The organism is uncultured Bacteroides sp., from assembly GCF_958445495.1.
Taxonomy (GTDB): Bacteria; Bacteroidota; Bacteroidia; order Bacteroidales; family Bacteroidaceae; genus Bacteroides.
The window spans coordinates 22,483-38,090 of sequence record NZ_CAUCSQ010000012.1 but is presented as its reverse complement, the minus strand read 5'-3'; the positions used below and the strand labels follow the sequence as shown (position 1 = coordinate 38,090).

Sequence of the window (15,608 nt, the reverse complement as noted above, 5' to 3'; positions counted from 1 at the left end):
GTTAAAACGTCACGTCCAAGCCCAAAGTCCATGTAGCATTAATCGGGTAGCGGGAACCGCTGTTTCCCACTTCCGGGTCCCAATACTTCACTTTATCAAACAACATCGCCACATTGGTACCCTGCACGTAAATACGCAAATTCTCCATCCTCATCCTACGTACTATCTTCTTGTCAAACTGATAACCTAATTCGACATTTTTCAGACGCAGATAATCTCCGCTGCGATACCACCACGTACTTGCCAAATTATTATTGTCGTTTTTGGTGGTATGCAAACGCGGGTACAGTACATCGGTATTACCCGGATTGCTGGCGTTCCAGTGGTCCACAGCTTCTATTCGGGCGGATGAAGCGTCTACTCCGTTGATGAACGGCATAAAATAGGCTGTCTGATAATTCAAGTTCAGCGAACGTTTGCCCACTCCCTGGAAGAACAGGCCGGCATAAATGCCTTTATACTGCACATTAATACCAAAACCATATACAATCTGCGGATTATTGGGGTGGTTACCCGCATAATAAGTCTGGTCATATTGGTCGATAACGCCGTCTTCATTCAAATCCTTATATTTGATATCTCCGGGCATTACATTTTTCGTAAAAGTCGGAATACCGTCTTTCAACTCATAACTATGGCTTCCGTCCGCATTGGTCGTAATATTAAAGTCGTCTTCGGTAAACAATCCGTCCGCCACATATATCTTATTCACTCCGATAGAAGAACCCGTTTGCTGTAACCAGGCATATTTTTGCGGAATTTCATCCTGTTCCACAATCTTATTCACGGCATAAGTGATATTTCCTCTGGCCGAAATCATCCAATCTTTGCCGATGTTGTGCTTGAACACAAGGCTTGCGTCAAAACCTTTGTTCGTCGTCACACCAAAATTCTGCCACGGAGTCTCGCGGAATCCGGTAGCCGAAGGAAGAGTAATACGCTGTATCAGGATATTCTCACGGCGATTGGTGAAATAATCGGCTGTAATGTCAACACGTCCGCGGAACAAACCCAAATCAATACCGAAGTTGGCTTTCTTTTCTATCTCCCACGAAAGATTGGGAGCGGCGAACGTACTCTCATATATTTTACCGTAATTATCAGTCAATGAGCCGCCGGCACCGGTCATTCCCAAATATTTATCTCCGCTGTCCGTCAACACTTCGCGGTAAATAAACCGGTCTTGTCCCGTATCGTCATTTCCGGTCAAACCGTAAGACGCCCTCAAACGCAGTTTATTGATAATATTCAACACGTTGTCTTTTTGCATAAATTTCTCGGCATGCACATTCCATGCGCCACCTACTGCAGGGAAAATACCCCAACGATGGCCTGAGGCAAAGTTTTCACTGCCTGTCGCACCAAAACTGGCTTCCAGGATATAGCGGCCGTCATAAGTGTACGAACCGCGCATCACGACATTCTGTTTACGGTAAGGCAACAAATCATCCCCTGATATGCTGGCTTTTCCGGCGGAAGTCCAAGAACCCTGTTTTTGCGTTTCTTTCTGGTTATAGACCAATACCCCCGTTACGGCATGTTTCTTGTTAAAAACACGTTCATAGTTCAACTGTGCTTCGATATAAATCTTTTTCGAACCGCTCGGAGTCCCCGCTTTGGGATTGCCCAAAGCTGTCTCATCCCCTATTTTTTCCTTAATCAGACTTCCGTCTTCATTACGGCCGGTAGCATTGTATTTAGCGGGAGTCATGGCACGCGAATAGCTGGAGGTGAAATTGGCGTCAAAGCTGATACTTCCCTGCACGGACAATCCTTTAGTGATAAAATCCAACTTTTGCCTTAAAGTGGCTTTTGACTGCAAGGCAGCGGACCATGATTTGGAATAACCGGAATAATTCAACAATGTGTACGGATTGTAACGCCCGTCTCCCTCACCGCTCATGGCAGAAGCCGAACCGTCCGAGTAGTAAAACGGAACCACATGTGTCGGCACACGGAGAATATGCGCAAATATCGTTTCCGAAGAATTTCCCGGATTGTTCTTTGTCCTGTACTGGCCGCTGATATCAACAGACAATTTGGTCGTAGGAGTCAAGTCCATATCCACATTGGAACGAAGATTATAACGCTTCAACCCGATATTGGCATTATAGTCTCCCAAAGGATTTGATTTGAAAATACCATCTTCACTGTAATAAGCGCCGGATACGAAAAACTTCGTTTTTTCCGAACCGCCGCGGAAGTTAATCGTATAACGCTGGTTCTGCGTATGTGATTTCAACATATCGGTCCAAATAGCATTCGGATACAAATCCGGGTCTGCTCCCGAACGGTATAAATCCAATATTTCCTGACTGTACGGGGCATCATTCGACATATAGGCATCCCAATCCGGATTTCCCGCGTCGTTCCATGCAGCCTCATTATACATTGAAAGGTAATCCCATGAATTCATCAGTTCAGGCATGCGAATCGGAGTGGCGATACTGTACTGGGCATTGAACGAAACTTTTGTTTTTTCAGCACGCCCGCGCTTGGTCGTAATCAGAACTACGCCGTTCGCACCTTCCGAACCATACACCGCCGTAGCGGCAGCATCTTTCAGTACGGTAAAAGATTCTATTTCATCGGTATCAAGGTCATTCATGCTACGCGGCACACCGTCTACCAATACCAACGGGCTGGTTCCTCCCGCATAAGAACTTTGTCCGCGTATCCAGAAACTGGCATCATCGTTACCCGGTTCGCCGGAAGTCTGAATGGAAATCACACCGGCTATCTGTCCTCCAATCATATTGGACAAACTACGGGTAGGCATGGCAATGTCCGCAACCTTGATGGAATTGACGGAAGATACCACACTCTCCTTTTTCTGTGAGCCGTAGCCGATGACCACGACATCGTCCAGATTGACATTGCTTTCTGCCAAAGCGACATTGATGACACTCTCTTTTTTTACTTTCTGTTCCACTCCGTTATAACCGATGTAACGGAATTCCAATGTCTCGCCCTCTGCGGCCTGGATTGAGTATTTACCGTCAAGATCGGTCAAAGTTCCGTTCACGGTTCCTTTCACCATGACGGTAGCTCCGATAACCGGTTCGCCGGCCTCGTCAGTTACCATTCCGGTCACAGTCTTGGCTTTCCCCTTCTTCACAGCAGTGACCTGTTTGGGTATTAGAAGAATCTGTTTTTTGGAAAATTTAAACGATAAGTTGGTCGGCCCAAACATACGGCGTAACGCCAGACGTATTTCTTCATTATTGGCCGTCAGGCTCACATGTTGTTCCAAATCGGTTTCCGTCGCATCATAAAAAAACGTATAAGCGGATACTTCCTCTATCATAGGCATAGCTTCTTTCAAAGAGATGTCCTTAAAAGAAACAGTGATTTTTTCCGTTCCGCTTTGTGCATATATCCCTACAGAAATAAAAGTCAGGATGGCTATTAAATAAATTCTTTTTAAATAATAATTCATAAGAGTAATTATCTTTATTGAGTTTTCAGTATTAGATACATATTTCCCTCTCAATGTGGCATTCTTCGTCCGTGAACGCACACAAGCTTTTTTCTATTGCTATACTTTCTTCTTATTTATATTCATGGCAGTTACATTTAAAGGATTAATTCTCTATTTTGTTACAACGATCGTTCCATCATTTTTCAAAGAATAGCGGATAGAATGGATGCTTGAAATCATCTCCAAAATCTCAACAATATTCTCATCATGCAAAGTAAATGTATAGGTATATTGGTCGCCCACTTCCGGAGCCACCTCGACATGAATGTCAAATCGGTGAGAAAGCACCTCACACACCTCGCGCAGCGTTTGTCCGGAGAAACGTACTGTAGGAGTCGCCCAAGCCGCATTCATTTCCACTTCATCCTCCGTAATCAGCACTTGGCGGCTTTTTTTGTCATAAGTGGCCCTTTCTCCCGGTTTAAGAAAGAACTTTTTATCTTTCGTCCGGGTGGTAAGCGCTACCGAGCCTTCCAACAAACTGACATTGACATTATCCGAACCGGGTATTGAAGCGACATTGAATTTCGTTCCGTACACCGTAATGTTCACATCTCCCGTATGGACGACAAAACGCTGTTCCGCGTTCTTCGCAACCTCAAAATAAGCCTCTCCTTCGAGATTGACAGAGCGGTCTTTTTTCCAGGAAGCTGAATTATACGTCAACTTAGTGCCCGAATGTAGCCAGACAACCGTTCCGTCCGGCAATTCGACCTTAGACTTTCCGCTGACATTCGTATAGCACTGTTCCAGCAACTCCTCCTGCATAAACAATTTCACACCTCCGTAGAAAGAGAACGAAAGCACTGCCAATACAGCAATACAAGCCGCCATCCGATAGAAAAGCTTCATGGAATAAAAACCCTGTTTCTTATGCGATGCAGGTAAATCCAGACGATTAGCCAAACGTTCCCAATAAAGTTCCGCACTGGGAGCATAGCTGCCCGAACGCTGTTGCGCCTTTTTCCATAAATCGGAAACTTCGTCAAACAACTTACGGTGTTCTTCCTCTTTCAGCCATTCTTCCAACTTACAATCCTCTCCGGAAGTAATCGTATTCTCCAGGCGGGCTATTATCAGATTCCACATTTCTCTTTTTTCCATATCTTTATTCCTTTTTAGAGGCTTTCACATACATAACACCTACACATTACGAATACCCTACGCTAAAAACGGAATTTTTTCAAAAGAATTTTAGGATACGGTTTTAAAACAGTGCCCGAACAGTCCGTTTTACCGTTTTTTCATTTCCTGTTTAGTTCCGGAATCCTGTTTTATATCGGAAGTTGTCTCAAACAGCAACCAAACAGTTGGAAGAAGATTGAAAAAAGAAAAGACGAAGATGTCAATCTCCGGAAGAGAATAAAAAGGCGCCGTAATTCCCCATCCAGTCCGGGAAAGAAAGCGCGAACCGGGAACGACAAGGAGATATGAAAACTGCATGCAAAGGAATCATCCGTTCATGCGCACTCCTCCCAAATGCAGGTTTACCCCGCTTACAACAAAAAGAACAACAGGTAATAATTATCCCCCAACACTTTACGGATGATTTTCAATGAACGGGTGATGTGTTTTTCCACCGTCTTTATCGAAATATCCAGTTCCTCGGCAATCTCACGGTTACTGAGATTTTCGTTCCGGCTTTTCAGGAATATTTCACGGCTCTGCACGGGGATGGCAAGAATAGCCCTCTGTATCAGTTCGTCCAGCTCTTCCGCCTCTATCAAAGCAACCGTGTCTATGCTCTCCTGTTCCTGCACATCATCCAGCGAACAAGTATCCTGCTTGCCCCGTATCAGGTTGAGGCATTTGTTACGTGCGGATTGAAACAAATAAGACTTTATAGACAGGTCAGGCTGTATTTTATCAGGATGCTCCCACAGATATATGAATATGTCCATCACCGCTTCCTCGATTTCCTGCTTATTATCCCAGTAGGCATACATATACCGGCACAAGGGGGTGAAGTAGGTATGAAAAAGATATTTCAATGCTTCTTCTCTACCTTCCTTGCACGCCAACGACGAACCGTTCCGAATCAATTTCATATCCTTTATTATAACAAGCTACATTCAAAGTACAAAATAAATACATTTATGATAAAATAAACCGTTTTCCTCCTTTTTTATTTCAAGAAAAAAGAAAAAGCAGTTCAGAGTGCCGATACACCGCTGAACTGCCTGAACTGTCGGAAACCGCATATTTCTCTTAATATTCCGGAATCCGTTTAAGTCAATGCTTCACGATATTTCTCCGTATTTCCTTGCGTATTTTCTATTCTCAGTTTGATGACAAACGGCCCGTCGGGACGCCGTTCCGGCACTCCCACATTATATTCGTTCCGAGTCGTCTCAACCACTTCCGCTTTCCCGCCGTCCAGCAAGGCCGCTTCCGTTACCCGCATCCCTTTCGGAGTCTTGACTGCCAGCCATTTTGAGTAAGGCACATTAAAAACCACCATATAGATATCGTCGCCTTTACGGGTATAATACCCCCAGTCCTGTTTTTCCAACCCAGCATAATCACAGGCATAAATACATTCGCCATTCTTCTTCATCCATTTTCCGACGGTTGCGGCAAGTTCCTTTTCCTCCGGACGAAAATCGCCGTCAGCCTGCGGTCCGAAATTAACGACCATGTTGCCACCCATAGATACGGCGTGAACGATACGCTCCAGCACCTCCACCGGATTCTTCACATAACTCAATGACCAGTCTTTATGATATCCCCACTGATTTTCCGGAATAGTCATACAAGCTTCCCAATCCCATTTTGTCACTTTCAAATCCTTTACCGGGTCGGGCAGACGGCGTTCATATCCCGATTCATAATCCCCCATCAGATGCCCGTTACTGTCGAAATGACGTTTTCCGTAATCGTCGGCACGCAAACGGCTGTTTATCGTGACGCCCGGAACCAACTCTTTCAGCATACGTTCGGCATGCGCCGTCCACCACGCATTCTTTTTCACGCTGGCATCCCAAGTCCCGTCAAACCAGAAATCCTTCACTGTAGGATAGCGGGTGGCAAGCTCCTTCAACTGGTTGTCCGTAAACTCCAGAAAACGCCGGAAAGCCGCTTCATCTTCAGCAGTCTTGATATCATACCGCCAGTCGGGATGGCTCCAGTCCATTACGGAAAAATAAAAATGCACATCAATCCCTTCATCGTTATACGCCTTCACCAGCTCCCCCAACAAGTCTCTCTTACAGGGCGTCTGCATGACCGTGTACCGGCTATACTTGCTGGGCCACAGGCAGAAGCCCTCATGATGCTTGGTTGTAATCTTCACATACTTCACCCCCATCTCTTTCGCCATTTTCGCCCACGTCCGGGCATCAAACCGTTCCGGATTCCACTGTTCCATCAATTTCATCCACTCGTCGCTGGAAACCTTCGCCCAGCTTTTCAACCATTCGGCCGCCCCTTCATACACCTTTCCGTTCCATTCTCCGCCCGGAATGGCATACAGTCCCCAATGAATAAACGCGCCCAGCCGGTTCTCCCGGAATTTCCGCATGGCCGCATCGTGACGCTTGCCCAGCCGGTCCGCTCCATAGCGCAACTCAATTTCCTGTTCAGCCGGCAACACCTTTCGGGGAGACTGTGCCGCCACCCCCAAAGCCGGCAATAAAAATAACACCAATACGTTTAAAACCTTGTTTTTCATCTATTGATTATGATTAATAAAAATAAGACAGCACGACCTATACAGCCAAAAGCATTCAAAAAAAATAACAGGCGCTATGTCCGCCCAGACATAACACCTATTATCTTTTATCATGTTATTATCAAAATTAACGTTCTACAATCTTAACCAGTTTAACATTATAAACCAATGCCGAATAAGGCTGCAGCGAACCGTCGCTGCCAGTACCGGAACCATACCCGCTTTGATAAGGAATATATAAAGTCCAATATTCCCCCTCCGTCATGTGCATCAGCGAATATTGCCAGCCGGAAATCAACTCACTCACAGTAAATTCCGACGGTGAATCAAAATACCCCGGTTCCGTCCCGGAAAAATTCTGCTGAACGACATCGCCGTTAAAATAAAACATGCGATAATACGCACTTATCGTAGAAGTATAAACAGGATATTTATTTATATCCTCTTCCTCTATGGGTATTATCTTCTTCACATATATCCATTGGTCATTCGTTTCATCCTTCAAAGCATGAATCTTTTCCGGGTCATCATCAGCTAATGCCTGATTCGCAGCGCTGTTACACACATTTGCGATGGAATCAATGAACGCTTCGCTGCGTGCCTGCCAGTTGTCGTAACGGCTTACCTCTTCGGTCTCGCTACAGGAAGCAAAAACCAAAGCCAGTAATACAAAGGAGAATAAACAGATTTTCTTACTCATTCGTCAAAGGTTTATTGTAAAGTTTTCAATAGAGAAGTAATACTTACTCTGTCCGCAATGATATTGTTCAGTTCGGAAATGGCGACACGTTCCTGCTGCATGGTATCGCGATTACGCAAAGTCACGCAGTTGTCTTCCAAAGTCTGGTGGTCTACCGTCACACAATACGGAGTGCCGATTGCATCCTGACGGCGATAACGCTTGCCGATACTGTCTTTTTCATCATACTGGCAGTGGAAATGGAACTTCAGGGCATCGATAATCTCACGGGCTTTCTCAGGCAGGCCATCTTTCTTCACCAACGGCATCACCGCCAGTTTCACCGGCGCCAAAGCGGCAGGCAATTTCAGAACGACACGGCTTTCCCCGCTTTCCAGTTGTTCTTCACAATAAGCCGCACTCATCACGCTAAGGAACATACGGTCTACACCGATAGAAGTCTCGATTACATACGGAGTATAAGACTCGTTCAGTTCAGGGTCGAAATACTTGATACTCTTGCCGGAGAATTTCTCATGCTGCGACAAATCGAAATTCGTACGGGAATGAATGCCTTCCACCTCCTTGAAGCCGAACGGCATCAGGAACTCGATATCCGTTGCCGCATTGGCGTAATGCGCCAGCTTGTCATGGTCGTGATAACGGTAGTGGTCGTCGCCGAAGCCCAGCGCCTTATGCCATTTCAAACGGATTTCCTTCCACTTTCTGAACCAGTCAAGCTCAGTCCCCGGTTTTACGAAAAACTGCATTTCCATCTGCTCGAACTCACGCATGCGGAAAATAAACTGGCGGGCGACAATCTCATTACGGAAAGCCTTGCCAATCTGGGCGATGCCGAAAGGAACCTTCATACGTCCCGTTTTCTGCACATTCAGATAATTCACAAAAATACCCTGCGCCGTTTCCGGACGAAGGTAAATTTTCATGGACCCGTCGGCGGTAGACCCCATTTCAGTCGTAAACATCAGATTAAACTGACGGACCTCCGTCCAGTTTTTCGTACCGGAAATAGGACATACGATTTCTTCATCAAGAATAATCTGCCTGAGCTCTTCCAGGTCATTATCATTCAAGGCTTTTGCAAAACGTGCGTGAAGAGCGTCCCTCTTTGCCTGATGTTCCAACACGCGCCCGTTGGTAGAGCGGAACTGCGCTTCGTCAAAAGCATCCCCGAATCTCTTGGCAGCTTTCGCCACCTCCTTATTAATCTTATCGTCGTATTTAGCCAGTTGATCCTCAATCAGGACATCTGCACGATACCGTTTCTTAGAATCCTTATTATCAATCAACGGGTCATTAAATGCGTCAACGTGTCCGGAAGCCTTCCAGATAGTAGGATGCATAAAGATGGCAGAGTCGATACCGACAATATTTTCGTGCAACAGCACCATGCTGTCCCACCAATATTTTTTGATATTATTCTTCAATTCAACGCCCATCTGACCATAATCATATACAGCGCCCAGTCCATCGTAGATATCGCTTGAAGGAAATACGAAACCATATTCCTTACAGTGCGATACAAGCTTCTTAAAAACGTCTTCTTGTGCCATTTTCTTATCTATATCTATTAATTTGAATTTGCTTTTTCCCTAAAAAGTGCCACAAAGATAGAGATTTATCTCATAAATAAGACAGGTAGGGTATTAATTTATCTTATTCCCTGACTTCTTCGCCGGTTTCCGGCTCCTTGCGCAACAAGTCTTGCCGCCCCGTTTCCTCTCTTTCTCCCGCCCATGCATTCCCGGACACATGGAAGCATGCCTTTTTTCTCTTTCTCCGGGAGAGGTTATACCCTTTTTAACATTCGGAATATTCCCCGTTTTTCGTCCGAATCTCTTTTATTTTTGTATTTTTGCGTGCGTATGCATTAAAATATAGTATATACGAATTTATGAGTGACGAAATCAACGAGATAACCGAAGGACATTCAGACTATAAACCGGCGGACGCACGGGACGAAAACGTAAAACATCAGCTTACAGGCATGTACCAGAACTGGTTTCTGGACTACGCCTCGTATGTTATCCTGGAACGGGCCGTTCCCCACATCAACGATGGCCTGAAACCTGTGCAACGCCGCATCCTGCACTCCATGAAACGCCTGGACGACGGACGATATAACAAGGTGGCGAACATTGTGGGGCATACCATGCAGTTCCATCCTCACGGAGACGCCTCCATCGGCGACGCCCTGGTGCAATTAGGGCAAAAAGACCTGCTGATTGACTGCCAGGGTAACTGGGGCAATATCCTGACCGGAGACGGCGCGGCCGCTCCCCGTTACATCGAGGCACGCCTTTCAAAATTTGCGCTGGATGTTGTTTTCAATCCCAAAACGACCGAATGGAAATTGTCATACGACGGACGGAACAAGGAACCGGTCACTCTTCCCGTAAAATTCCCGTTGCTGCTGGCACAGGGAGTTGAAGGCATCGCTGTGGGACTCTCGTCCAAAATATTGCCGCACAATTTCAACGAACTTTGCGACGCATCCATCAGCTACCTGCGCGGCGAAACGTTCCAGTTGTATCCCGACTTCCAGACAGGCGGTTCCATCGACGTATCCAAATACAACGACGGCGAACGCGGCGGAGTAGTGAAGGTACGCGCGAAAATCAACAAACTGGACAACAAGACACTTGCGGTCACGGAAATTCCTTACGGGAAAACCACCTCCACTGTCATCGACTCCATCCTGAAAGCCGTTGACAAAGGAAAAATCAAAATCCGGAAGGTAGACGACAATACGGCCGCCAGCGTAGAGATACTGGTCCACCTGGCTCCCGGCACTTCATCAGACAAAACGATTGACGCCCTATATGCCTTTACCGACTGCGAAGTCAGCATCTCTCCCAACTGTTGCGTGATTGACGACAGGAAACCTCACTTCCTTACCGTCAGCAAAGTCCTGAAGAAATCGGCGGACAACACAATGGCACTGCTCAAACAGGAACTGGAAATCAAGAAAGGAGAAATACTGGAAGCCCTGCATTTCGCCTCCCTCGAAAAAATATTCATCGAAGAACGCATTTATAAAGACAAAGAATTCGAACAGTCCGAAAATATGGACGCGGCCTGCGAACACATCGACGAACGCCTGACCCCGTTCTATCCGCAATTTGTCCGTGAAGTGACCAAGGAAGATATCCTGAAACTGATGGAAATCAAGATGGGGCGCATCCTGAAATTCAATTCCGACAAAGCCGACGAACAGATTGCCCGGATGAGAGAAGAAATAGCCGAAATAGACAATCATCTGGCAAACATCATCGAATATACCGTCAACTGGTATCAGATGTTGAAAAACAAATACGGCAAAAACTTCCCGCGCCGCACCGAACTGCGCAACTTCGACACCATCGAGGCTACCAAAGTGGTGGAAGCCAATGAAAAACTATACATCAACCGTGAGGAAGGATTTATCGGGACAGCTTTGAAAAAAGACGAGTTCGTAGCTAACTGCTCGGACATCGACGACATAATCGTCTTCTTCCGCGACGGGAAATACATCGTCACCCCGGTAGCCGACAAGAAATTCGTAGGCAAGAACATCCTGTACGTCAACGTATTCAAGAAAAATGACAAACGTACCATCTACAATGTCACCTACCGCGACGGAAAAGAAGGAACGACATACATCAAACGGTTCGCAGTCACTTCCGTTGTCCGCGACCGCGAATACGACGTCACGCAAGGCACTCCCGACTCGCGCATCACTTATTTCAGCGCCAACCCGAACGGAGAAGCTGAAATCATCAAAGTCACCCTAAAACCGAATCCGCGCGTGAGGCGTATCATCTTCGAACGCGATTTCAGCGAAATCAGCATCAAGGGACGACAGGCGCAAGGAGTAATCCTGACCCGGCTGCCGGTACACAAGATTGCCCTGAAACAAAAAGGAGGTTCCACGCTCGGAGGACGCAAAGTATGGTTCGACCGCGACATCCTCCGCCTCAACTATGACGGGCGCGGCGAATACCTGGGCGAATTCCAGAGTGACGACGCCATACTGGTTGTTCTGAACAACGGTGACTTCTACACCACCAATTTCGACCTGAGCAACCACTACGAAGACAACGTGAGCATCGTCGAAAAATACGACTCCAACAAAGTATGGACAGCCGCTCTCTATGATGCCGACCAGCAGAACTACCCGTACCTGAAACGTTTCTGCCTCGAAGGTTCCGGCCGCAAGCAAAACTATCTGGGCGAGAACAAAAACAACCGCCTCATCCTTCTGACCGATGAATACTATCCGCGTCTGGAAGTCATATTCGGCGGTCACGACAGCTTCCGGGAGCCGCTGGTTATCGATGCCGAAGAATTCATTGCCGTGAAAGGGTTCAAAGCCAAAGGCAAACGCATCACCACCTACTCGGTGGATACGATTAACGAACTCGAACCGACCCGTTTCCCGGAACCGGTACAAGAGACGCCGCAAGAGACGGAAGAAGAACCGGAAAATCTGGACCCGGACAGCAACAAGAGCCAAGGAGATATTATTGACGAGATTACCGGACAGATGAAGTTGTTCTGACGAGCATCTTCCTGCGGTAAAAAAACATCCCATGTGCCAATGAAGAAACAATTAATCCATCTGGGACTTACAGGTTGCATCCTGTTCGCCCTCTGCATAAAATCGCAAGCGCAGATTGACAGCCTGCAGACCCATCGTTACCTGACACGGGCCATCATGTACGGTATCGGGTTCACGAATGTGTTCGATACCTACCTTTCACCGCAGGAATACAAAGGAATCGATTTTCGCGTTTCCCGTGAAACCATCCGGATGACGAAGTTATTCGACGGAAACATCTCCGTACAGAACTTCTTCCAGGCGGACATCGGCTACACGCATAACCGGGTAGACAACAACAATACATTCTCCGGACTTGTCAACTGGAACTACGGATTACACTACCAGTTCCGCCTGACCGAGAATTTCAAATTGCTGGCAGGAGGATTGATAGATGCCAACGGCGGTTTCGTCTATAACCTGAGGAACGGCAACAATCCGGCCTCCGCACGCGCATACGTCAACCTGGACGCCTCCGGCATGGCTATCTGGCATCTGAGAGTGAAACGCTACCCGATGGTATTGCGCTATCAAGTCAACCTGCCGGTCATGGGAGTCATGTTCTCCCCCCATTACGGGCAGTCTTACTATGAGATTTTCTCATTGGGAAACTCCGCCGGCGTCATAAAATTCACCTCTCTCCACAACCAGCCCTCGCTCCGGCAAATGCTCTCCGTCGATTTTCCGATAGGATATGCCAAAATGCGTTTCAGCTATCTGGCAGACCTGCAGCAATCCGACGTGAACAAGATAAAGACCCATACTTATTCACACGTATTCATGGTGGGCTTCGTGAAAGAACTCTATACCATCCGGAAAGCCAAAGGAGCCTCTCCTTTACCTTCGTCGATAAGAGCATATTAAAAAGAAACGGAAACAAAAGGTTTGCCATCATATATAATAAATAAGAGATTCGAAAAATGGGAAATAAACTGATACATATATTGGGGTTGCTTTGCTGCCTGCCTGTACTCGCCGGATGCATCAGAGAAGAAGAGTACGCCAATGACCCCGTAGGAAACTTCGAGCAACTATGGAAAATCATTGATGAAAGGTATTGTTTTCTGGAAGAAAAAGGAATCGACTGGGACGCCGTCCATGACACATACGGCAAACTGGTAAAACCCGGTATTTCCAACGACAACCTGTTCGACATACTCAGTGAAATGTTATACACCCTGAAAGACGGGCATGTCAACCTTTCTTCCGCCAGCCGCATCTCCTATTACGATGCCTGGTATCAGGGATATCCGTGGAATTACAGGGAAGACATCCTTTACAATTACTATCTGGGAAGCGCCAGTTCCGGTTACCGCACTTCCGCCGGCCTGAAATATAAAATATTCGACAACAACATAGGATACATCCGTTACGAAAGTTTCAGTGACGGAGTCGGAGAAGGCAATCTGGACGAAGTTCTTTACTATCTCCAAATCTGCAACGGCCTCATTATCGACGTCCGTGACAACGGAGGAGGGAATCTGACGAATTCCACACGCATCGCCTCCCGTTTCACCGAAGAAAAGACATTGACCGGATACATCAAACATAAAACCGGACCGGGGCACAACGATTTCTCGGAAATGGAACCGATTTACCTGGAACCCTCCAACAGCATCAGATGGCAGAAAAAAGTCGTGATACTAACCAATCGCCGCTGCTACAGCGCCACCAACGATTTTGTCAACGCCATGCGCAGCATCAACAAAGACGACGGGAATATCCGGGATAAAAAAATCATCCAGATAGGCGACCGGACCGGAGGAGGTTCGGGACTGCCCTTCTCATCGGAGCTGCCCAACGGATGGGGCGTCCGCTTCTCCGCAAGCCCCCATTTCGATAAAAACAAGAATCCTTTGGAAAACGGCATTGAAGCGGACATCTACATCAATATGGACCAGATTCTGGAAGACGGAATCAAAGCAGGAGACGAAGAATCACAGAAAAAAGACCCGCTTATCGAAGAAGCTTTCAGAGTCTTAAACGAATAACTTTATCGCCGAATTATTTGTCAAATCAGAAAATCTTCCTATCTTTGCACCGCTAAACAAAAAGCGGCACATGCGGATGTGGCGTAATTGGTAGCCGCGCCAGACTTAGGATCTGGTGCCGTGAGGCGTGTAGGTTCGAGTCCTATCATCCGCACTGGAAAACAAACTGGAAAGCCTTCAAGAAAATTTCTTGAAGGCTTTTTAATTGACAATGAAATGAAGAGACATCAACTTTGCTGCATCGGACACATCACTCTGGATAAGGTAGTCACTCCCCAAAGCACCGTTTATATGCCGGGAGGAACCGCTTTTTACTGCTCACACGCCATCAGCCATTTCAACGACATCGATTATGCACTGGTCACGGCAGTCGGAGCCACGGAAATGAACGTTGTGGAAGAGTTGCGCAAGGCAGGCATCGACGTGACCGTATTGCCGAGCAGGCACTCCGTCTATTTTGAGAATATCTACGGCTCAAACCCTGATGACCGTACCCAGCGCGTATGGGCAAAAGCCGATTCATTCACCGTCACGCAACTCAAGGAAATAGATGCGCAGGTTTACCACCTCGGTTCTCTTCTAGCTGACGATTTCTCATTGGAAGCCATCAAAGAGCTGTCTCAAAAAGGGCTGGTTGCCGTAGATTCGCAAGGCTACCTGCGTGAAGTGCGCGAAACCCGCGTATATCCGGTAGACTGGACGGACAAACTGGAAGCCCTGCAATACATCCACTTTTTAAAAGTCAACGAGCATGAGATGGAAATACTGACCGGGCTTTCCGACCCTCACGAAGCTGCACGCCGGCTACACGAATGGGGAGCGAAAGAAGTGCTGGTTACGCTCGGAAGCATGGGCTCGCTCATCTTCGACGGGACGGATTTCTACCGTATTCCCGCCTATAAACCGGCACGGACAGTAGATGCGACAGGCTGCGGCGACACTTATACAATCGGGTATCTGTACCGACGGGTATCCGGCGCCGGCATCGAAGAGGCAGGACGGTTCGCAGCGGCCATGTCCACCCTGAAAATCGAGAAATCCGGTCCTTTCAACGGCAGCAAGGAAGACGTTCTCCGCTGTATGGAAACTGCGGAGAAAATGAAAGAGTCCCTTATTGCCGGCAACCAGGTTTCAGGCCTTTCCGATGTGTAACCGCCGGATAAACCACACCGGACAATCCGCCCGGT

Annotated in this window: 10 protein-coding genes and 1 tRNA gene; 5 read left to right on the top strand and 6 right to left on the bottom strand. The window is 47.1% G+C overall.

The genetic code is table 11. The features are described 5' to 3' along the window. Window position 1 precedes the first annotated feature (1 nt). The 6 genes from Q5076_RS06070 to Q5076_RS06045 form a co-directional block, all read right to left on the bottom strand. Window positions 2-3,439 carry a TonB-dependent receptor gene (locus tag Q5076_RS06070; RefSeq protein ID WP_303011709.1) on the bottom strand — a complete coding sequence of 1,146 codons (3,438 nt, stop codon included), beginning with the start codon at window positions 3,437-3,439 and terminating at the stop codon, window positions 2-4. A gap of 153 nt (window positions 3,440-3,592) precedes the next feature. Further along, window positions 3,593-4,585, bottom strand: a complete 993-nt coding sequence (locus Q5076_RS06065) for a FecR family protein (RefSeq protein WP_303011707.1) — start codon at window positions 4,583-4,585, stop codon at window positions 3,593-3,595. Window positions 4,586-4,977: 392 nt separating this feature from the next. Next, a complete protein-coding gene (locus Q5076_RS06060; RefSeq protein ID WP_303011705.1) occupies window positions 4,978-5,529 on the bottom strand; it encodes an RNA polymerase sigma-70 factor in 552 nt (183 codons plus the stop codon). Window positions 5,530-5,708: 179 nt separating this feature from the next. Further along, complete coding sequence (locus Q5076_RS06055; protein WP_303011704.1) at window positions 5,709-7,151, bottom strand: alpha-L-fucosidase; 1,443 nt, start codon at window positions 7,149-7,151, stop codon at window positions 5,709-5,711. Window positions 7,152-7,278: 127 nt separating this feature from the next. Then, entirely contained in the window at window positions 7,279-7,851 is a 573-nt protein-coding gene (locus Q5076_RS06050; protein WP_303011703.1) for an FKBP-type peptidyl-prolyl cis-trans isomerase, read from the bottom strand. A gap of 11 nt (window positions 7,852-7,862) precedes the next feature. Further along, a complete protein-coding gene (locus Q5076_RS06045) occupies window positions 7,863-9,404 on the bottom strand; it encodes a glycine--tRNA ligase (protein ID WP_303011700.1) in 1,542 nt (513 codons plus the stop codon). A gap of 341 nt (window positions 9,405-9,745) precedes the next feature. On the opposite strand from Q5076_RS06045, the gene Q5076_RS06040 reads away from it, so the two are divergent. The 5 genes from Q5076_RS06040 (at window position 9,746) to Q5076_RS06020 (ending at window position 15,573) form a co-directional block, all read left to right on the top strand. Continuing rightward, complete coding sequence (locus tag Q5076_RS06040) at window positions 9,746-12,391, top strand: DNA gyrase/topoisomerase IV subunit A (protein WP_303011699.1); 2,646 nt, start codon at window positions 9,746-9,748, stop codon at window positions 12,389-12,391. Between the two features lie 39 nt (window positions 12,392-12,430). Continuing rightward, the gene (locus tag Q5076_RS06035; protein WP_303011698.1) at window positions 12,431-13,294 is read left to right on the top strand and encodes a DUF3316 domain-containing protein; all 864 of its coding nucleotides are present in this window, start codon (window positions 12,431-12,433) and stop codon (window positions 13,292-13,294) included. 56 nt (window positions 13,295-13,350) lie between these two features. Beyond that, window positions 13,351-14,421 carry a S41 family peptidase gene (locus tag Q5076_RS06030; RefSeq protein ID WP_303011697.1) on the top strand — a complete coding sequence of 357 codons (1,071 nt, stop codon included), beginning with the start codon at window positions 13,351-13,353 and terminating at the stop codon, window positions 14,419-14,421. A 72-nt stretch (window positions 14,422-14,493) separates the two neighbouring features. Further along, window positions 14,494-14,575, top strand: a tRNA-Leu gene (locus Q5076_RS06025). A gap of 62 nt (window positions 14,576-14,637) precedes the next feature. After that, entirely contained in the window at window positions 14,638-15,573 is a 936-nt protein-coding gene (locus tag Q5076_RS06020) for a PfkB family carbohydrate kinase (RefSeq protein WP_303011696.1), read from the top strand. Window positions 15,574-15,608: the final 35 nt, after the last annotated feature.